Raw genomic sequence first — 20,773 nt, forward strand, 5'->3', positions numbered from 1 at the left:
TGAAAAATCGATAGATTGCTACTTTGATAATTCTCAAGATCTATGTTATATCTTATACTTAAATACGCAGTGACTTCTGCATTAGTGGTTTTAATTTCTGAAATTGCTCGTAGGAATGATCGAGCGGGTGCCTTGATCGCTTCTCTTCCTTTGGTGACCATTTTGACATTATTATGGTTGCAGTTTGAAAAAACAGATCCTGAAAAGATATCTAATCATGCATATTATACTTTCTGGTTTGTGATCCCTACTTTGCCAATGTTTTTGGTGTTTCCTAAACTGTATTCTACATTCGGTTTTTGGTCTGCACTTGGATCTTGCGTTCTACTTACTGTTTTACTTTTCATTTCCTTTAATTACGTTCTTGAAAAATTCGGTATCAAACTTATTTAAAATTACTGAAATTACTTCTTGCTCACGAATATGTGAGTATAGAATCAGTTTTGCTAAAGTATATAGAAGAGAATCATGCCTACTAAAAAAACAAAACAACCAAGCCCTGGAAAATCACTCGCAATAGGTAGGTCCGCCGAAATTTCGGAATATGGACCAAACAAGATCTTAAAATTATTTTTTAAAGAATTCCCTTCTTCTGAAGTAGATACTGAATATTCTAATTCTGTAATAGCTTTCTCGTCTGGTGCTACTTCCATGAAATGTTATGAGAAGATTAAGATTGGAGATAGGAAAGGGTTGATCTTTGATAGATTGGATGGGATTTCCCTTACCAAACTTCCGGACAAAAACCCTCTGGCACTTTTCAGTCTTTCTAAAATACTCGCAGACCTTCATCTGGATTTGCATAATAAAAAAACTAAGAAGATGAAGGATATCAGATCAGAGGCAATTCAAGTTCTTTCTCGAGAGCCACTTTCTTTTTTGAACAAAGAAGAGAAGAAGGTCGCAAAACGACTTATCGAAAATCTGCCTGAAGGTTCTTCTATTTTACATTTGGATTTTCATCCTGAGAATGTGGTCGTTACAAAAGATTCTTTTGTGATTATAGATTGGATGACCGCCTTAAAAGGAGATCCCGCTGCGGATGTTGCCTCTACTGTTTTTCTATTCCAAGACGCTGAGCTTTGGCCGGGAACTCCATTTCTAAAAGTGATATTTTATAATATAGTTCGAAAGTTCATCTTAAAAGGTTATTTAAAACGATATCTCTCTGTTTCTGGAATGGATTGGAAAGATATAGAAAAATGGAGACTTTCTATATTAATTTTTCGTTTAGGACTTTGGAATATAGAAAGTGAAAGAGTGGCTCTCCAAAAAGAGATCAAAGAGATTATTTCTTCTTCTAAGGCAGGTAAATGAGTCCTCAAAAATTAGAACGATTTATCGAAAACATAGGCGATGAGGCTTACTTTGATGTATTGATCATAGGCGGAGGGATCACTGGTTCCGCATTGGCCTATGAAGTGGCGAGCAGGGGACTTTCCGTTGCATTGGTAGAAAAAGAAGATTTTGGAGGAGCAACATCATCTGCCACAGGAAAACTGATCCATGGTGGACTAAGATATTTAAAACGTTTCGATTTGTCTTTAGTCAGGGAGGCTCTCAAAGAAAGAAGGATCTTATCTAATATTGCTCCAAACCTGGTATACCCTTATCCGATGATCCTTCCGAATCCGGGAGTTCTGGAGAGAGTCGGTCTATTCGTATACGATCTACTTTCTTTTGATAGAAACAGAACTTGGGATAAATCCAAAAAAATCCCTGCGCATAAATTGCTTTCTAAAAAAGAGATCCAAAGCCGCGGCTTGGAAGTGAATTCAGCGATCTATTTTTACGATTGTATCATGCCAAGTCCTGAAAGATTGACCTTGGCTTTTTTAAAATCGGCAGTCCAAGAAGGCGCATTCATTTCCAATTACACAAAGGCAGAAGAATTGATCTTTGATGGAAATCGGGTTATTGGGGCAGTTGTAAAAGATATTATTTATAATAAAAACGTAAAATTAAAGTCTTCTGTAATTGTAAATGCATCCGGGCCTTGGAGCCAGGACTTTTTGAATGGAACCAAAAAGATAAAAGTCCCAGTTCCTAAAACAAGATCAGAAGGAATTTATCTAATCACAAAAAAATATTTCGATACCATGGTGCTTCATGTAGGCAAAAAGGGCCATTTCAGTTTTGCTCCTTGGAGAGGAAAGAATATGATTGGGCCGACTGAAAAAGCATATTATGGGCCGGTGGAAGATTGGAAACTTTCTCGGGAAAGTATTTTAGAATTTTTAGAATATATCAATTCCTCCGGTCTACTTTCAGAAAAATTAGAATTAAAAGATGTAGAGTTTGCTTATGGTGGACTCAGGCCTCTTGCAGAATCCGGGGGAGAAGATAAAGAAACTTATTCTGCTTCCAGAAAATCAGAATTACAAGATCATTCTAAGGATGGAATAGAAGGACTGATTAGTGCTGGTGGTGGAAAATACACCACGAGTCGCCACTTCGCAGAGAAAATATTCCAACTTATCAAAAAGAAAACATCTAAAAAAACAGGACCTAATGTTTCCGAGAAAAAATTCCTAAAAGGATGTGAAGTCCCAAATATAGAATCTTATTTAGAAACTGCTAAATCTTCTCATCCTAATTTTGCCAAAAATACAATAGAGTATCTGGTCCGAAATTATGGAACTGAATATGAATCTGTTCTGGCATTGGCAAATTCTTCTAAACAATTATCAGAAGTGTTAGATGAAGATGGGGAACTGTCAGCTCAAGTTCTATACGCAATTCGTTTCGAAATGGCGATGAATCTTAAGGATATTTTCCTCCGACGAACAGGTCTTGGAACTGTTGGACTTCCCGCCGATGAGGTGCTTTCTAAAGTTGCTGAAATTGCAGGTAAAGAATGGAATTGGTCGGTTGAAAAAAGATCGGAAGAGATCCAGAAATTAAAACGAAGACTACTCGTTTGAGGGATTTGGTTTTCTCTCGCTTGGTAAATAAATTGCTTTGCAATCGAAAGTAGTTCGTCTAAATTACTTATCGAATGTCTGGAATTTATCCCTTGTCTAATAATATTAAGAATTTATTATATATTATCTGTTTCTCATTTTTTGCAAACTGCGGGGCGATTTCGACCGAGAACCCTTGTGATCCCTCAAGTGATACATTTTTAAACACCCAACTTTTAAAATTCCTTCTAAATGATACGAGCTCTACCTGTGGAGGAGTGGCTGGAAATTCCTGCAGTATTTTTGAGAACGGAGAAGCGGCTACTATCGTCCTGGGCCAATCGGATTTTACGGACAATAGTTCTTTTGGAACGGCCCCCAATCAATTCCGAGGTGTTGGTGGAGCCGCAATGGACGTTCAAGGGGGGCTTTGGATAACAGATGCTTATGGTGGTCCTGCCGATTCTAGAATCATGCATTTTCCCTCACCTTTACAGACGAATGCGAACGCAGATATTATACTTACTGCTAATCCATTGGAGGCCAGACTCATGGCCATGGATTTAACCGGTGGGATATGGGTGGTTGGCGGAACTACTTCAACTGGGAACAAGGTTATACATTATGCTCCCGGAATGAGTTCTGGAGATTCACCTGATATGATGCTTGGAACTGGGGCCTCCGGCAGTGCTTCCGACCAGCTTAATAATCCATTTGGGGTCGCAGTGGATCCCAATGACGGAGGAGTCTGGGTCGCAGATTATTGGAATAACAGGGTTATGCATTATAAACAGCCCATTACAAACAGCATGCAGGCGGACATAGCAATTGGCGTACTAAGCTTAAGTGGCGCAGGAAGCGGGGCCGCGTCGAATACTACAATAAGCAGTCCCACTGGCGTTGCAGTCGATCGAGCAGGAAATCTCTGGGTTGCAGATTGGGGAAATAATCGGGTTTTACAATTTAAGCCTCCTTTTGCAACCGGAATGCAGGCAAGTATGGTTCTAGGGCAGCCTAATTTTTCTACCTTAGGTGGAGGAACAAGCCGCTTTGCCTTACAGGGCCCGAATGGAATTAGCATCCAGCCAAATGGGGCAGTTTGGGTAGCCGATGCGAATAACGGAAGGGCTGTCCGTTTCTCCCCTCCGTTTAGCCTTGGGCAAGGAGCAGATAGAGTTCTTGGCAAACCTGATTTTAATGCCGGCTTTGACGGCACTGCTACTGCAAAAAATATTGGAAGCGTTGTTTCTGTGGTAGTTGCTCCTTGCGGTCTATGGGTAACTGATTCTTTTAATAGGCGAGCCCTCTTTTTTCCTTAAAAGATTTTTGGCGAACCCGCTTTGTATTATTTAAAATTATAATTTTCTAATACAATTGCAATTCCTTGTCCTCCTCCAATACAAAGAGAGGCGACTCCATATCTTAAATTCCTGCGTTTGAGTTCGTAAGCGAGTGCTAATGTTACTCTGGTCCCACTTGCTCCAAGTGGATGGCCGATAGCGATTGCTCCACCGTTCACATTTGTTTTTTCTGGATCCAATCCTAATTCTTTGATCACTGCCAAGGTTTGAGAAGCGTATGCTTCATTGATCTCGAAAAGATCTATATCTTCCAGGCTTAGTCCTGCATTTTGGAGAGCCTTTGGAACTGCGAACACCGGTCCTAATCCCATCATTTTAGGATCGCAACCCACATTAGCATAACCTAATATGGAGGCTAACGGTTTTAATCCGTTTTCTTTTGCCCAACCTTCTGAAGCGAGTAGAACAGAGGCTGCTCCATCATTGATTCCTGATGCGTTTCCTGCAGTGACTGTCCCATCTTTCAAAAATGAAGTTGGTAAATTTTTCAATTGAGGTAAACATTCTTCTCCTCTGATTTGTTCGTCTTTGTCTAGTAAGAAAGGTTTTTTACCTCCAGTTTGAATGGGTATGATTTCAGAGGAGAAGGTTCCGCTTTTTGTGGCCTTCTCCGCTCTTACTTGAGAAATTCCGGCCCATTCATCTTGTTCTGATCTTGAGATTTTAAAATGTTGTGAGATATTCTCCGCAGTCATTCCCATGGTAAGATCTGCAAAACAATCTGTGAGACTTTGGGCCAATCTATCTTCTGCAATTGTATCCCCGTATTTGTTTCCCCATCTGGCACCTTTTAATACAAAGGGAGCATTGCTCATGGATTCTGTTCCTCCGGCGAGGATAAGATCGTTTTCTTTGGAGAGAATTTTGCGCGCTCCAATTAGAATACTTTCGAGTCCAGAACCACAGAGCCTATTAACTGTAAGCGCACTAGATTGTTCTGCAAGCCCGGATCTAAGAGAGATATGTCTAGCAAGATAAGCAGAGTCTTTATTGTCCTGTATTACATTTCCATAAATAGATTCTTCTATTTTAGATGGGTCCACTCCAGTTTTACGAATAGTTTCTTTAGCAGTAATCACTGCCAAGTCAGAGGAGCTATAGTCTTTTAATCCTCCGCCAAATTTTCCAAAAGGTGTTCTTACCCCGTCCACTATGACTACCATCTTTTGTCTCCTCATATGTTGTATATGCACTATATATTGCTTAAAAGTCTATCAAATTCAATTATTCATTAGACCTGGTTTTGGGTTTCCAGAACTGGAATTTTTCTGACTTCTGAAAGTATCCTTAAGGTTTCCTGGAATTTAGGTTTTCCTAATGATTTAGTAAGCTCGCTTTGTGCTTCTTCCCAGAGTAGAATAGCCTCTGCTAATTTGTTTTCTCCCTTTTTAGTAAGAGAAAGATTTCGGATATTCCCTGCTTCTTTTTTTTCTATCCGGATCAGATTATCCCTTTTTAGGATCTCTAAACTTCTTTGCAGGGTTGTTCTATCAATATCAGTGAGCCTAGAAAGATCTGTGATACTACATTCTTCTTCATGTCCAATTCCTACTAAGATGCTGAATTGTGTGATCCTAAGCCCAGAAGGTTTAAGTATAGAATCATAATAGGAAGTAACTAATCTTGCAGTCCTTCTTAAACTTACGTTTAGACAAGATAGTCCTATTTTTTTGAGTTCTAAAGAGGAAGGTTTAGTTTTCATATCTTCTGACCAAATGGTGTGTATGCACTATTCTCGGGTCAAGCTTAAAAATGCTCATAGAGCTAAGAAAGACCAGCTAAAACCGGAAGGTAATTTTCCCGATTTTAGATGATCGTCTATACTTAACTCTTAGCGAACTGCTTTCATGAGTTCTACTAATTGGTCTAGAGCTGCGTTCCAACCGTCGTGAAAGCCCATCTCTTCATGTTTTTTTCTCGTCTCTTCGTCTTTATGACGAGCAAGAACATGATACTTAGTTCCATTACCATGTTTTTCTAATGTAAGTATCGCTGTAAAAAATCCGCCACTAACAGTAGGTTTAAAACCTGGTTCGAAAATATCTGTGAATACAAGTCTCTCATTTTCAACGATATCTAAAAAACATCCACTGTTCGGGAATTCTTGTCCTTCCGGAGACAACATTGTTGTACGGAAGATCCCACCTGGCTTAAGATCGATCTCACAATCGATAGTTTTCCAAGGGGCAGGGGTAAACCATTTTAGGATATGTTCCGGAGTGGTCCATGCTTTCCAAACAAGCTCTGTAGGAACATCCACGATCCTCTCAAGAACTAGATCTGTTTTTGGGTCCGGTTGGTAATAGTTAGTTTTTGCCATTTTCTTTCTCCTTCATTTCAAGTAAGTAACTGTCCAGTTGATCGAGCCTTCTGTCCCAATGGGTGCGTTGTCTGACAAACCAGTCTTCTCCCGCTTTCATGGTGTCTTGGGTAAGTTTATAAGTTCTTACACGACCCACTTTTTCGGAACGAACCAGAGAAGAATCTTCCAACACACCTAAATGCTGCATGAGAGATGGAAGGGCCATTTTAAAAGGCTCTGCCAATTCTCCTACGGTCGCGGGCCCCATGCTCAAACGTTCTAAAATGGACCTCCTTGTGGGGTCCCCAAGAGCATGAAACATATTATCCAGACTGTTACTATACTTAGGCACTTACCTAACTATAGCATAAGAATAAACTTAGGTAAATACCTAAGTTTAAAAAATATGAGAATTTTGGGAAAAAAGTTTGGGGATGTCGAAGTTACTACATTTGGGAATTTTTGCGATCTTAGCGGCTTTGTGTGAGTTTATTGCAGCCCAGCGCCAGGAATCGAAGCGGAAATCCGGCGGTGCGCCGTTTATGGCGAACCGCTGATTGGAGCGGAGAGTCCGGTGCCGTGAAACGGCAGGCGCCCAGACTCTTTAAAATTGAAATCTATGATTTAAAAGGAAAATCTCCCAGATAATCTTTCTTCCCAAGTTCGACTCCGTTATGTCTGAGAATATCGTAAGCAGTTACTATATGAAAGAAGAAGTTCGGGATCATATGATGAAGAGCGTATTCTTTTCCTGTCAGGGATTTGCCTTCCCAACGAGGTAGAGAAATTTTAATATCGGAAGCGTCTTTATAATCTTCCGGTTTCAGCCCTTTCAGAATGCCTACAACGGAATCGATCCGGTCTGTTATTTCAGAAAGAGTTTTTTCCTTATCATCATGAGATTGGAATTGTTTTCCGGTTAAGCGAGCTGCACCTAATTTTGCTGTATCGCAGGCCAACTGGATTTGGCGGATAAAATTGTATTGGTCCGGAGCGAGTCTTGAGTTTAATAGAACATCTATTTCGATCTTTTTGGATTCGGCGAAACTTTTGCCCTTATCTATAAATCGTTTTAGATGATCTAAATTTTTGATTACTTGTGTTACTGTGATTTCGTAAATCGAAATGTCTGACATACTTCCATGGAAAGCTCCGATAAGGATCCAGCAAGCCTTTAATCCGATTGGATTGTTGTAAATTTTATTGGTCCTTGGTATAAAACTTCAGAAACAATCTGAATCTGATTCTATTGCGCCTATTGAAATGGATCCGGCTCCGGATGGAGTAAATGGGCTGGACGAATTTGTTCTTATGCTTCCATAAAAATCAGTTTGTATAAATGGGAATGCAGTGATCGGAAGTGTAATTGTATTTAGATCAACTCCACCATAGATAGAGGAACATGGAGAATTTGCGGATGTTGGAATTCCAACGGGAAGATTAAAATTCCAGATCTTCTCTATATCAATCGTATCTGCAAATTTAGGATCTGCACCGTAACTATTGGAAAAGTCTCCTACAGATTGTCCAGAAATTGGATGAGCACAATCTTCTTGGTTTAATGTGCTTCCGCAGAAGATATATTGGTCGAAACCTATGACAACTGGAACACTTACAAAATAATTATTTCCTCGAATGACCGAAGGTGTCTCTGGAGGACTTCCAAAAATAAGCCCAGCACTATTCGCTGCTAAATTTCTGGAGAAAATTTGGTTATTTAGAATTTTATGAATTCCGAATCCTGCCTGAGTAAATATTCCTGCGGATGTTCCAATGGAAGAATTTGTAGAATTCCCTATATAAATATCATTATTTATAATATTACTAGAATCTACTGCGTCAGTAAAGATGATCCCATAAGAATTTTCAGAAACCAAACTTGGATTTAAGTATTGATAAGCATTGATTTTATTTTCTGAAATGATCGCTCCTTCAAAAATTCCTGTTTCTATCCAAACTCCTGCGCTAAATCCTGCAGGTTCTATACTAACCAGTCCGTCTAAAATATTTCTGGAAAGTATGATAGGTTGTGCAGCGGAACCGGATCCTTCTAACATTGCTCCTATAGAATGAGATCTTCCTGAACCTCCTCTTAGCCAATTTTCAGTCACGATCACATTATCAGATTGATTGATTATGAGTCCTGCACGGATCCCAAATCCATTTGAGTTTGTTTCATTTCCAAAAATCATATTTTTAGAAATAATGATTTGTCCTAGATTGTTCCTTGAATCTAAAACTTGGATCCCAGTGGAATAATCTCCTATCAAATTCATCTGTATTTGAAAGCCGCTCACCGAAAGATTTGTAGTGGGAGAACTTAAAGAGGTAGTGGAGATCAAAATTGCATTACAAAAATTTGAGAAGGAAGTCCCACAACTGGAAAGAGTATCATCTACAATTCTTGTAGGATGAATGCTTGGATCAGAATCCAGATCCGGAAATCCAGGAGCAAATCCACCGAATAGGGAAGTAGTTCCTCCTAAGAAAATTTGGGAGATGGGAGTATAACTTCCTTCTGCAACAAAAACTGAACAAATAGATCCACTTAAATCGCATTCTTGGACACCTTTTTCTATACTTCTACAGAAAGCACTTGGACCAAAACCCGTTCCACATCCTGGATCATCTATTCCATTATTTTCATCTACTAAACGAATATTCGAAGAAGTTACAAAATCATAATGGATTGGATTTCCATTTTGGATAGGAATGCTTTTTGCAGTACAACCGATTAATTCGAAAAATGAATTTCCAGGAGGTCCCCATTTATCTGGAGAATTCGGAAGGATTACAATTGTATCGTCATCAGGACCGGAAGGATAAGTGATACTTGGTGGATTCCCAAGAGAAGCCACATTATTTTTTCCAGCAATTATAATCGGATCGAAACTACAACTCCCAGGATCTACTCCATGAAAAGAAAGCCGGATAGAAACTTTACCATTCGGAGTCAATATCTTGGACTTAGGAAAAATTTCTAAAATGGAAATACAATCCAGAAGAAGAGTTAGTGCGGCCCCGGACATGTTTCCATTTCCCGAACCATTCGGAATAAAAGAGCAGGAATGACTTGTAGGAATCGATACAAAACTAACGGAATAATTTGCGGAATCTCCTACTTTATGTGCGAATGTTTTTGTTCCATCTCCAGTAAAAGTGATTTTATCAGATTGATTCTGGAGAACTAAAGGAGAAGTTCCTGCAATCGAAGGATCTAAACCGATCACTTTGACTGATAGATCATAGAATACTTTTCCACAACTTATAAATATTACAGTTCTTGGATATATAATTGGTCCATCCGGATTGCTGATCTTGCATTGTTGTTGGACAGAAGCTCCGGATATTCCTATTACGGAAACTGAATATTCATTTCCCATTTTGACCAGTGTGGGGAATGTTTTAGACCCATTACTCGGAAAATCCAAAGTTTCTCCTAATAGATTGGAAACAGTAAGAGTTCCTGAACTTAAGCCCGAAACTTGGACAAAAACTTTGATAGGAGTATTGAATGCATCTATATCTGTTTTTAAAGTGAAAAGATCTAAAAGTGTAGATGCTTGTGGCGGTTTATAACAATATATATTTGATAGAAAGAAAAGAAGAAAAAATAGGACCCTGTAAGAATAATATTTCATTTTTCTTAACAAGGATCCGCTTAAAGTTTACTGGATGGAAGTCTGGGGTGGAAAATCCACAGAATTCCCTGGAGAAGAGATTTTGATCGGGTAGAACGTATGAGTGCTTCCATCAAAATTAGGATCGAAAATATAAACTCCATCTCCTAATGCGCCTGCACTTGTATAACATCTGGAAGTTCTGCAAGTAGTGGAACTTCCCATCGTAAAGTTCATTCCAAGTACACTTCCTGAATAATTTGTAACAGTTCCGAGAGCGCCACTGGTAGAATTCAAAGGAGAATGATATACATCAAAGAATGAGGAACCACTTTGGGTACATCTTAGATCATAACCCAACAAAACTCTTGAACCTATATTTCCTGGAGAAGGAACATAGGTTTGGAATCCAGTGCCGTTTGGATTACATCCATTTGGGAGCGTATCCCTTCTGATCTGTGTAGGAACTCCTGACAAATTTCTCCATTCCATTAAGCTGGAATCGATTGTGTTATCAGTGATTCCCATATTGGATCTATTAAAGAAAAGCCATACATCTGAAGAAGTTCTTACAAATTTTGGATAAGCTGCACCAGCAGAACTTACTGGAAAGATTGCCCCGGTGGAACCGGTTCCGGAAGATAAGAACAATTGATTTACCTGAGTTGCTGCAGCATCCGTAAAACGATATACAGCTAGGTAATTATTAGGTGCATCATCCGTATCATTATCATGAAATTCGAATGCAGTTACATATTTACTTCCATCCCAAATTACATCTGAATATCCGAAAGTGGATCCTACTGTTCCAAGAACTGATTTGATGGTTGTAGGAGTTCCAATTAATGTCCCATCCGGATGAATTCGTACATATCTTGCTAAATTTGGGAAAGAAGTGCTTCCTCCGAACTCTACAAACACAACTACGAACTCGTCCAGATCAGCATTATAAGCAGAAGATAATGTACTGATCTTAGCACCCGAACCTGTGGAAGCGGTTCCTGAAACAGTAATATCTGAACCTATAGCAGTTTGTTCTATATCCAAAAATCTAGCTTTGATTGTATTTCCTGCCGAGGTCCAAACCGCTAGGTATTTGCTTCCTGACCAAACAAGATCTAACATAGGCAATCCTGCACTTGTGCTGAAAAACATAGGAGTTCCTACAACACTAGAGGTCTTCTGATTCACCTGATATAGATTCATGACCGGAACACTTCCAGAAAACCAAGTCCCGAAAACTGCTAAATTTCTTTCGCAGTCAATTTTAGAAGCAGCAACTAAACCTGCTTTTCCTGAATCCCCAGTAAGAGTGCAATTCTGCCCTCCAGTAAAAGTTCCTAGATCGATTGTAAAATTTGTGCCTGCATCTAATGCATCTGCGAAGGAGAAGGTTCCGTTATCCGAAATTTGGAGTGTTTGGGTCTCTGAAGTATCCGTATTTGTCAAAGTTAGATTCATCTCTTTACCTGATTTATTCAAGTATCCGATAACGTTAACTTTAACAAGAGAAGGTCCTGGAGTATTACTCCCAAAAACTCCTATGTTTCCGTCGAATGCGATTGCGCCTATCGCAGAGGAACTTGCGTCTATACTGACTGCTTTTGCGTTATTACATCCAGTAAAAAGAAGTACGATCAAGAGTAAGACGGTCACGAATAGGGCAGCTTTTAGAAGAATATCCTGGACTTCCTCGTCTTTCAGAAACTTTTGCATGTCTTAACTCCCTCGTATAACTCTCGTTTGTTTTAGGGTCGGCTTCTGAAAAAACAGACAAGTCGTTCCGGTAAATTTGATGGGAAAACGTGGCTGAGAGGGGAGTTCGGAACGAACGTTACTGATTGCGGAATGGGAGTATGGTTAAGAAATCTTCTTGGTTTTTGTTCCTAAAAATATCCGTTCAACTCTATTAGAAATGCGTGAGGATTAAAATTACTTCCCTTATAATTTGGGATCTGGTAACCGAATGAGATCGAATATTTTTCACTTACATTATAGGAAAAGCCGCATACGGAAACTCCTAGAGAATTCACTCCGGAGATACTATCACATAAAAAATCCAAACGATTCGGAATGATCTCCACGCTGAGTCCGTACATAAACCCGCTTAACTGGACACCGGGTTCTGGACTCGGAAGTAATTTCTGTTTATATCTTCCGAAGAACGCGTTATTTCCCATGTAGGCCCCTAAATAAAATTTCGCACCCAAACTTTTTAGCTCATAAGAACTCATACCAAAATTGAAAGTGGCAAAATTTGAATCGGAGGCTGTCTGGGCGAGACTTACGCCTGACTTTGTTCCGAAACTGAACGCGAGAGATTCAGAAACTTCTATTTTTTTCTGATAAATTAAGAGTAAGTTTGGAGAAACATAAGCTTCTGGATATAAAGTATTAGTAGTTGGGTAATTTCCAGTTTGGGGAGAGTAGGTTTGCAAAAAATAATTACCAGCATACAATCCGATCTCTTGGTTATCTCCTAATCCATACATATACGTTGTATCGAACTGAGTTCTATCAGAATAGAATATGACTTGTTCTTGTAGAAAATTTCTGTCTTTTCCGGTGATTTTCATGTCCGGCACATTGAATAGATCTTGCTGGGAAAATATAAATCCGGAAGGAAGCAAGAATAGTTTAGAATATATGAATACCCTTTTAATAGAAGGGAAAAATTTTTGGCTCAAATAGAATTCCTTTGATCCGTAAACGCATAAATATCCTTACAAAAAAGAATATTTGAGATTTATAATATTCTCCGCATCAAGCGAAGGTTTGGATTAGGAAAGAATAGGCGGGGGTCTTGCGAATAAATAAGGTTCTAATTTAAAAGAACGAAGATCCGTTCTGGAAAAATAGATGAAGCAGATTAAAAAAGATCTTTTTAAATTACCGAAAGAAGAGGGATCTTTTTTGTTCTTATCCTTTTGATGATAGTCTTCATTTTGATCTAATTGGGTAGAATGGTTCGAGGAAAATCTAGGTTTAGATTTTTGAGAAGGAAGTCTGAAACTGGAGGAATGACTTCTTTTATAAAGTAGATAGTTATTATATGCAGTTTCCTCGTAATCGTTTGGTGCAGTCAGGAAAAATGCAACCAAGGCCAGGATGAATAGATTCAAGCGAGGCATTCAGAGAAACCTAAGGACATTTTTTAAAAACCAGCCAAAATGAAAATTAGAAATTTCGAAGATATCCCTCAAATGAGGGAGTAAGTTTTTTTTTCTAATTTTCCGGTTTGTTTCTCAAATTTTTATAATTGGGTTGTAACAGCGTCTGCTATCGAATGTAAATATATTTGCATGCGAAAATTTCTGGAAAAAGGAATTCCTTACGGGATAGCGGCACTTCTTCTTTTCTTTTTAGAATCCTGCTCGCTCAAATCCATGAATCTTGCATTCGAAGCTCTGCTTGAGGCTCAGATTGCATGCGTAGTTGCAGGAGATACCTGCGTAGACGCAAGCACCACTCCACCGCCCGCTGATACAACTGCTCCTACAGTCACACTCACAAACCTTCCCACCACCGGGAGACCTACAGTGGAAACAGGATTTCTTATAGGAACTTCTTCTGACGATACCTTGGTTTCTGCAGTGCAGATTAGTATCGATGGAGGGGCTTATAGTACTGCGAGTGGAACTACTAATTGGCGTTTTGCATTGCCTACAGGTTCTTTAACTTGGAAGCATGGATATTTTCATTCTATCGATATCAGAAGTGTGGACTCCAGCGCAAATATTTCTACAATACTGAGTTTGAATGTTAGAAAAGGTTATAATCGAGATCTGAACGGGGACGGTTATGCCGATATAGTCGTCTTGGCTCCTGGAGATGCTTCCGGAATGGGAGCGGCCTATATTTTTAATGGAGGAGCATCCGGAATTGCTGCGACAACTCCAAGTGCGGCGGACCATTCTATCACAGGACAAGGAAGAATGGGATATGCATCCGCGATGGGGGATGTAAACGGGGATGGTTACGGAGATCTTGCGATAGGAGCTTCAGATTATTCAGGATTACAAGGGATCACTTATATATTTCACGGAAGCACTTCTGGTATTATTACGAACACAGCTGCAGGTGCAAACCGGATCTTAAATTATGCCGGTTCAAATGAATTCGGTTATGCGATTGCACTCGGGGATGTGAACGGGGACGGATATGATGATCTTGCAAATGGTGCCTATCATGTTTCCGGATATTCAGGACTTGCATTTATTTATTATAGCACAGGATCTGGAGGGATTTCCTCAACCGCTGGCACTACTATTTCAGGTCCAGGCGGAAGTAATTTTGCCTGTGGGCTAGGACTCGGAGATATAAATGGAGATGGATTCTCTGATCTGATCGTAGGCGGAAATGCATATGCAGGTGGTAATACAGGAGGAGTCTGGATCTTCCATAGCGCTGGATCTGCCGGAGTCACGGTGAGCTCCTATACATCAGCAAACACTACAATAGTTGGAGAGTCTGCGAGTAATTTTGGGATCCGTATATATACCGGAGATGTGAACGGGGACGGATATGCAGATCTTGCTGTAGGAGCTCCTCAATACGGTAGCTATTATGGAAGAAGTTACGTATTCAATAGCACCGGGACGACAAGTGGGATCACTGTTTCTGCAGCTACAAGTGCAAACACGATAGTCAGTGGCTTTTCTGTAAGTGCTGTAGGACTCGGTGTTGCGCTTGGAGACATTAACGGAGATGGATACGATGATTTTGTTACAGGCGCTCAAAGTTATTCTTCTTCGCAAGGGAGAGTTTATGTAAATTTAAGCGATGGTGCTCAAGCCTCTAACGGTTCTGTAAATTTAATTGTGGGGGAATCTACTAATCAATCTTTTGGAAATGCTCTCATGATCTCCGACATAAATGGGGATGGTCTAGGAGACTTGATTGCTGGAGCAGTTACTTATCCGGATGGGGTTGCATTATCCGGAAGAGTTTATATTTTTCACAGTATCGGTTCCGGGTATCTGGCGACAGTTGCAAGTTCTGCAAATACGATTATATCAGGGGGCACTGGAAGTGAATTCGGAAGTAATCTCGTAGATGCAAATATTCCGAAGGACCTATATCCTAAATTTTTAGGAGTTTGGACCTTCGGAAATTTAGAGAATTATAGGATCCAAATTTAAGAAATCTGAATATTTAGGTCAGTTTCGGTCTTCTTTTTTCCTTCAAAGCACTCATTGCTTCTAATAGATTTGCGACTACTTTTGGATCTTCAAAACTACTCTTAGTAAATTCCAACTGGGATTCGAATTTATCATTGATCTCTTTATTAATTGCAGCCTTGGTTCTTCTATACGCGCTTGGAGCAATCGCCATTACTTCATCCAATTTTTTCAAAACAAGTTTACGTAAATCTTCCTTATTTTCTGCAGTTTCGTTGATTAAAGAAATTTCCTTTGCTTCTCCTGCTTTATAAGCAGTTCCCAAAAGACAAACCTCGTTTAAATATTCTGATTTTACAGTGATCTTCAATTTATCAATAAAGCTGATAGGAAGAGGAAGCCCAACAAGAACTTCAGTAAATGCAATCCTTGCCTTACCTTCTAACATAAATTTGAAATCGCAAGCGAGAGTCATAACTGCACCGCCGCCCATAGCGTAACCGGTTACTTCTGCAAGAAGTGGTTTTCCAAAACTCAATAGTTTGCCGAATAGGATCACAATTTGACCCATCTCCGCTGTGAGTTTTTCTCTAGGAGTATTTAAGATATTCTCTGCATCAATTCCGTTGGAAAAAAATTTAGGATTATCGGAACTTAGAAGGACTGCACGGATGCTATCGTCCTTATCGATCTCAGCCAGGATATTTTCCAGCTCTATCATATTCTCTCTGGTTAGAGAATTCTGATCGTTAGTTTGTATTTTGATACATTCTGCTCTGCCGTTTTTTAATTGGATTGGTTCCCTTAAATAGTTCATAGGGCATGATTAGGAACTCTAACATAAGTGAGCTACTCGAATTTTATGGTTTAAATCACAAACTAATCATGCCCGTGCATTCTGATCTTAAATTTTATCTAAAACCTCCGGATGCGCTTATTCTTTCTCCAGTAAGCCAATAAGAATCTTCTGAAGCTAAGAACAAAGCCACCTTTGCGATATCGTCTGGTTGACCTAATCTTCCCAGAGGAGTTTTAGAAATAATCTGTTTCTCCATATCACTTCCGATCATCCCAAGTCTATGAGCTCCTTCTGTTTCCACACCGCCGGGAGCGATCGTATTCACTCTAATCTTTTTAGCACTAAGCTCCAATGCCAATACTTTGGAAACAGTATCAAGTGCTCCCTTAGTAGAAGCATATACAACTGAATTCGGTACAGGAATTTCACTGACTACAGAACTAATATTGATCACTGATCCACCCTCAGGTGCAAAATGGCTCAAGGATTCTTGTGTCGCAAGAATCGGACCAAGGACATTCGTATTCATTTGTCTATGGAATTCATCTTCCGTAACTGCTTCCAAAGGAGCGAAGTCGAAAATTCCTGCGTTATTCACTAGGATATTTACCGAACCGAAAGCCTTCTTTGTTTCTGAAAATAAACGTTTAACGTCGGAAGATTTAGACATATCACCTTGCACTGCGATTGCCTTACCTCCACTTTTTTCAATTTCTGCTACGACCTTCTCTGCTCCTTCTTTACTAGAAGAGTAGTTCACTACTACGGATGCACCTGCGGAACCTAATGTTTTTGCGATACTTGCTCCAATTCCTTTGGAAGCTCCTGTTACAACTGCGACTTTACCTTTCAACTGACTCATAAGATCACTCCTGATTATTCGGATCTAATAATTTTATAGTTAGACAAGTATCAAAGTATTTGTTTTGAAAAATATTTCGATATTTCGATAATTATCAAAATAAGGAACGAAATAGGCGTCGGTCGGTTTTATTTATATTTGGGAAAGTTTGTCCAGATAGGCTTTAAATACATCCCTTCTTAGGATAATATTTACGAATTTGCCGTCTTTAGAGGTTTCTATCAGACCTGCATTTTCCAATTCCTTAATATGATGAGAAAGAGTAGCAGGGCTTATATCTTGGGATTTGTTCAGAGCACTGCAGGCAGTAGGTTCTTTAGTTGAGCCTATACATTGTAAAAGTTGAAATCTTCTAGGCTCAGCAAGTGCTCTAGAAATTTTAGTAAATTCCTTTTCAGTGAGTTTGACTGGCTTTGGGTTAGGCACTCTCTCCATGATTACTTCTTTAGACGGTTCTGTCTAAGAGAAATTTTCATTTTTGAGAGCCCCTTTTTTTCACGAATAAGCTTCTGAAACAGAGACAATTCTTCTTACTGCTGAACACATATGAACTTTTTGGAAACAGAGCAGCTATCATTGCCGGAGCTGATGGATCCTGAGCCCAGAGCATTTCCAATTCCATACTGTCCTGTAATCCCTGAGCTGATATCGTCAGTCCACATATTACAATGATTACTCGCGGTGGTCCAGTTGGAGTTCAAACCTGTCCAGAAAGAGTCGGATCCACTTGCACTGAATGCTGTGGTCAAACTTCCAAAACTGAAAAGTTTAGAAGAATTTGTAGTAAATACTTTATTAGAATAAGGTAAACTACCACTCTTCAAATAATAATCTCTACTAGCATCTAAGACCCAATTAGTTTGTCCTGTTGCATTCGTTCCTGTAGTAGTGGCAACTCTTGTGGAACCATCTACGATCAAAGCCTTATATGTGGCACTGCCCATATCTGTTGGTTTATTTGGATCAGCACCATCATTACAACTATCATCTGCGACTGTCATTCCTGAGTTCAGGTTCCCACTTTTCGTAAGTGAAGTCACCCAAATCAGCTTATCATTATCCAAGTTTTGGACTCCACAATAATCGGGTGGCTGATACTGGTCAAAAGTTGCATCGCTGCTTGTTAAAAGACTGAAAGATACACAACTATTCTGGGTTCCATCTACTCTATTATCATTTTTACCTGTAATAGTAATGGTCTTATTCACATTATAATCAGAAGAGGTGAATGTAAGACTTGTAGGACTCACATTTGCACATTCGGTGCTTCCAGATTTGCAGGAAAGAGTGAATGTGACATCTCCTGTAGGTGGAGAAGCAAGTCCAAGTTTTACTTTGAATGTCGCACTTGTACCGTCTTCACTCGTATCTCCTGATATATTCGAGAATGTTAATACTTGCTCGTCGTCAATATTTCGGATAGGGGTAGAAGGGGCGGTATATGTTAATCCTCCTGTTGCTGCCCCATAAACGATATTATATAGAACATTTCCATCTACAAGTGCATCGTCCACACCAGTTGCTACGATCTTATTTGTTCCAGAGGAGATCATAGTATTCCAGTTTCCGGAAGTGATTGTTGCAGAGGCAGACACATTTCCTTCTGTAGTATCATCACTGGAAGCAGGGACTGTTACTGTAGAACTTGGAGAAGATTGTGAGATTAAGTAAATAGTCGCAGTTCCTCCACCTTCACTTGTGGAGAATCCTCCGGATCTTCTGCAGGAAGAGATCAAATTAGAAACATCATTATCACAACTATAATATACGAAAGAAGGATTTTTGACGAATGTGGTGCTTCCATATTTATCATCAGTAGTCGTTGTAGAAGTGGAAACCGTATAATCATGGTTTCCTTCATTTGCACCATTGGAACTTCCTGTTACATAAACTTCTCTATCTTGGTTCCATCCTCCTGCGACATTTTTAGCAGGAGTAAATACTAAGCTAGAAGTATTTAAGATTCCATCGTTAGTAGTGCTTCCACTAGAAAGATTTAAAGTAACATTAGAAAGAGGCTGAGATCTTAGTCGGATGGTAAACTTGGAATATGTTTGAGGGTCCAGTTTGGCTGAATCATCAGTAGCAAACCCATTGAGGGAGACCGAAGAATTACTTGTGAGAGTAGTATTTCCATTCGCAACGATCACAAAACCAGCGGTATCATCATCCAAATTGTTTACTGTAACAAAATTCGGACTAGGAGTTCTGTTGCTGTATTTAGAATCAGAACTTGTTGCTTTGTTCACTCTAACTTGGTACTGAACATTTCCGTCCATCACATCATCGTCTACACCTGTTACCACAACGGATTGAGGTGTATTCCAATTAGAAGGAGTGAATATAACCTGTGTTTGATCGATCGTACCTTCTTGGTTACTTGAGTTTACAGAGTCTTTCTTTTCGTTAAAAGAAACAGTGACATTGGATGTAGGTTCACTTGTAAGAACTACTGTGAAAAATGCATTTTGTCCCGCTTCATTCGTATTCGTGCTTAAGGTAGAAACTGTAATCCCTGGGCTATCATCGTCAGTAATATTTACTTTTACATCAGGAGGATTCTCATTTCCATAATCTGTAGCTGTTCCTAAAACTACATTTACGATCACGTTCCCATCTGCGATCTGATTATTGATTGGAGTTACAGTAACAGTTTGAGGTGTATTATAATTTGCTGGAGTGAATGTAAGTAGAGAAGTATCTACAGTTGCCCTGGATAGATTTGAACTAGAGACTGGAATTGTTACATTGCCAGGAGGTTCTACAGTTAATACTACTGTGAATGTTTTTGCCGTTCCTGCTTCATTGATATTTAATGTAGTAGGCGTGACTATTATTGCAGGTTCTTCATAATCTATATTAGTGACAGAAACAGAAGGTAATATTATATTATTATAATTTGTATCTGGGCTGGTGGTATTTCCTAGATTGATCTTGTACTGGATATTTCCGTCTGTAAGGACATCATCCACTCCGGTTATTGTTACAACTTGAGGAGTGTTAAAATTCCCACTAGTAAAGGTTAAAGAAGAAGGGGATACTGTTCCTTCTGAAAGATCGGAACTTTGTATAGTAGGAATTACAACATTGGCAGAAGGTGGCTTACTCAAAACTACAGTGAAGCTGGCCGTATTTCCTTTCTCGGTAGTTATCAGGTTTTTTTTAGGAGAAACTACAATACTATATGAATCATCATCTATCACTGTAATCCCTATAGAAGGAGTGAATAAACCATTATATGATTTGTCCTCGCTTGTCGCTTTTCCTACGTAAAGGGAAATGTCTTTGTTTCCTTCTATAGCTAAATTGTCTATACCTGTGATCGTAATTGTTTGAGGAGAATCCCAGTTGCCCGCAGTAAAAGTCACCGTAGGAACAGAAACGGTGGCGCGATCAGTATGGCTCAGGCTAAGAGGTAGGGTAACGTCCGCGGTCGGGATCTTATTCAGTCGTATCTCTATATCCAAGGTCCCGTTCGTAGGATTTTCGGGAACTGCATAAGAATAATTGGGAGAAGTAATAGTGACCCCGTTTGCAGCCTGTGAATATTTTTCACTCACTCCGAAGAGTATATAATCCAAAGAATTCGTCGAACCCTTACATTGTAGCAAAAGTAAAGCCAAAAGAATAGAGATAGAAATTGGATGCCTTTTACGGATTCGTTTCATCGACCTCGGTCCAGTAATATTCTGTGATTAAGTCTACGCATTCTCAGACGAATATTTACTCTAACCTTTTTCAGATATTTCGTAAAAAAGTTTTAGACTATTCCTTAAGTGCCAAGTGATAGTTTTCTTTTTAAGAAA

19 protein-coding genes are annotated in these 20,773 nt (G+C 39.4%); 5 read left to right on the top strand and 14 right to left on the bottom strand.

Annotated elements, in window-relative coordinates:
• Nucleotides 1–42: 42 nt before the first annotated feature.
• The 3 genes from CH362_RS07865 (at nucleotide 43) to CH362_RS07875 (ending at nucleotide 2,924) form a co-directional block, all read left to right on the top strand.
• Complete coding sequence (locus CH362_RS07865; protein WP_100709819.1) at nucleotides 43–393, top strand: DUF3147 family protein; 351 nt, start codon at nucleotides 43–45, stop codon at nucleotides 391–393.
• 75 nt (nucleotides 394–468) lie between these two features.
• Entirely contained in the window at nucleotides 469–1,317 is an 849-nt protein-coding gene (locus CH362_RS07870) for a phosphotransferase family protein (RefSeq protein ID WP_100709820.1), read from the top strand.
• Nucleotides 1,314–2,924, top strand: a complete 1,611-nt coding sequence (locus CH362_RS07875) for a glycerol-3-phosphate dehydrogenase/oxidase (RefSeq protein ID WP_100709821.1) — start codon at nucleotides 1,314–1,316, stop codon at nucleotides 2,922–2,924. Before CH362_RS07870 ends, CH362_RS07875 begins: the two co-directional genes overlap by 4 nt.
• Before the next feature lie 85 nt (nucleotides 2,925–3,009).
• On the opposite strand, the gene CH362_RS19395 is transcribed toward CH362_RS07875, so the two are convergent.
• Nucleotides 3,010–3,285 (bottom strand): hypothetical protein, encoded by a 276-nt coding sequence (locus CH362_RS19395; RefSeq protein ID WP_244280522.1) that lies wholly within the window; start codon nucleotides 3,283–3,285, stop codon nucleotides 3,010–3,012.
• Nucleotides 3,286–3,313: 28 nt separating this feature from the next.
• Here CH362_RS19395 and CH362_RS07880 point away from each other — a divergent pair, with 28 nt between their 5' ends.
• On the top strand, nucleotides 3,314–4,222 hold the full coding sequence (locus tag CH362_RS07880) for an NHL repeat-containing protein (RefSeq protein WP_244280523.1): 909 nt from the start codon (nucleotides 3,314–3,316) through the stop codon (nucleotides 4,220–4,222).
• Between the two features lie 26 nt (nucleotides 4,223–4,248).
• Here CH362_RS07880 and CH362_RS07885 read toward each other — a convergent pair whose 3' ends face one another.
• From CH362_RS07885 to CH362_RS07925, 9 genes are all read right to left on the bottom strand, one after another.
• On the bottom strand, nucleotides 4,249–5,427 hold the full coding sequence (locus CH362_RS07885; protein WP_100709823.1) for a thiolase family protein: 1,179 nt from the start codon (nucleotides 5,425–5,427) through the stop codon (nucleotides 4,249–4,251).
• 68 nt (nucleotides 5,428–5,495) lie between these two features.
• A complete protein-coding gene (locus CH362_RS07890; RefSeq protein WP_100709824.1) occupies nucleotides 5,496–5,966 on the bottom strand; it encodes a MarR family winged helix-turn-helix transcriptional regulator in 471 nt (156 codons plus the stop codon).
• 129 nt (nucleotides 5,967–6,095) lie between these two features.
• Nucleotides 6,096–6,584, bottom strand: a complete 489-nt coding sequence (locus CH362_RS07895; RefSeq protein ID WP_100709825.1) for an SRPBCC family protein — start codon at nucleotides 6,582–6,584, stop codon at nucleotides 6,096–6,098.
• The gene (locus CH362_RS07900) at nucleotides 6,571–6,888 is read right to left on the bottom strand and encodes an ArsR/SmtB family transcription factor (RefSeq protein WP_100709826.1); all 318 of its coding nucleotides are present in this window, start codon (nucleotides 6,886–6,888) and stop codon (nucleotides 6,571–6,573) included. Before CH362_RS07900 ends, CH362_RS07895 begins: the two co-directional genes overlap by 14 nt.
• Nucleotides 6,889–7,183: 295 nt before the next feature.
• On the bottom strand, nucleotides 7,184–7,702 hold the full coding sequence (locus CH362_RS07905; RefSeq protein WP_100709827.1) for a DUF1993 domain-containing protein: 519 nt from the start codon (nucleotides 7,700–7,702) through the stop codon (nucleotides 7,184–7,186).
• Between the two features lie 87 nt (nucleotides 7,703–7,789).
• A complete protein-coding gene (locus CH362_RS07910; RefSeq protein WP_100709828.1) occupies nucleotides 7,790–10,207 on the bottom strand; it encodes a hypothetical protein in 2,418 nt (805 codons plus the stop codon).
• Between the two features lie 27 nt (nucleotides 10,208–10,234).
• The gene (locus CH362_RS07915) at nucleotides 10,235–11,902 is read right to left on the bottom strand and encodes a hypothetical protein (protein ID WP_100709829.1); all 1,668 of its coding nucleotides are present in this window, start codon (nucleotides 11,900–11,902) and stop codon (nucleotides 10,235–10,237) included.
• Nucleotides 11,903–12,072: 170 nt separating this feature from the next.
• Nucleotides 12,073–12,873: a hypothetical protein gene (locus tag CH362_RS07920; RefSeq protein ID WP_100709830.1), complete on the bottom strand. Its 801-nt coding sequence runs from the start codon at nucleotides 12,871–12,873 to the stop codon at nucleotides 12,073–12,075.
• A gap of 93 nt (nucleotides 12,874–12,966) precedes the next feature.
• Nucleotides 12,967–13,317 (bottom strand): hypothetical protein, encoded by a 351-nt coding sequence (locus tag CH362_RS07925; RefSeq protein ID WP_100709831.1) that lies wholly within the window; start codon nucleotides 13,315–13,317, stop codon nucleotides 12,967–12,969.
• A gap of 171 nt (nucleotides 13,318–13,488) precedes the next feature.
• On the opposite strand from CH362_RS07925, the gene CH362_RS07930 reads away from it, so the two are divergent.
• Nucleotides 13,489–15,327: an FG-GAP-like repeat-containing protein gene (locus CH362_RS07930; RefSeq protein ID WP_100709832.1), complete on the top strand. Its 1,839-nt coding sequence runs from the start codon at nucleotides 13,489–13,491 to the stop codon at nucleotides 15,325–15,327.
• Nucleotides 15,328–15,340: 13 nt separating this feature from the next.
• Here the strand turns inward: CH362_RS07930 and CH362_RS07935 are convergent, their stop codons facing one another.
• The 4 genes from CH362_RS07935 to CH362_RS07950 form a co-directional block, all read right to left on the bottom strand.
• Nucleotides 15,341–16,123, bottom strand: a complete 783-nt coding sequence (locus CH362_RS07935; RefSeq protein WP_100709833.1) for an enoyl-CoA hydratase/isomerase family protein — start codon at nucleotides 16,121–16,123, stop codon at nucleotides 15,341–15,343.
• A 94-nt stretch (nucleotides 16,124–16,217) separates the two neighbouring features.
• Nucleotides 16,218–16,967: an SDR family NAD(P)-dependent oxidoreductase gene (locus CH362_RS07940; protein WP_100709834.1), complete on the bottom strand. Its 750-nt coding sequence runs from the start codon at nucleotides 16,965–16,967 to the stop codon at nucleotides 16,218–16,220.
• A 132-nt stretch (nucleotides 16,968–17,099) separates the two neighbouring features.
• Entirely contained in the window at nucleotides 17,100–17,402 is a 303-nt protein-coding gene (locus tag CH362_RS07945; protein ID WP_100709835.1) for an ArsR/SmtB family transcription factor, read from the bottom strand.
• Between the two features lie 95 nt (nucleotides 17,403–17,497).
• Nucleotides 17,498–20,635 carry a DUF1554 domain-containing protein gene (locus CH362_RS07950; RefSeq protein ID WP_100709836.1) on the bottom strand — a complete coding sequence of 1,046 codons (3,138 nt, stop codon included), beginning with the start codon at nucleotides 20,633–20,635 and terminating at the stop codon, nucleotides 17,498–17,500.
• Between the last annotated feature and the right edge of the window lie 138 nt (nucleotides 20,636–20,773).

The organism is Leptospira saintgironsiae, assembly GCF_002811765.1.
GTDB lineage: Bacteria > Spirochaetota > Leptospiria > Leptospirales > Leptospiraceae > Leptospira_B > Leptospira_B saintgironsiae.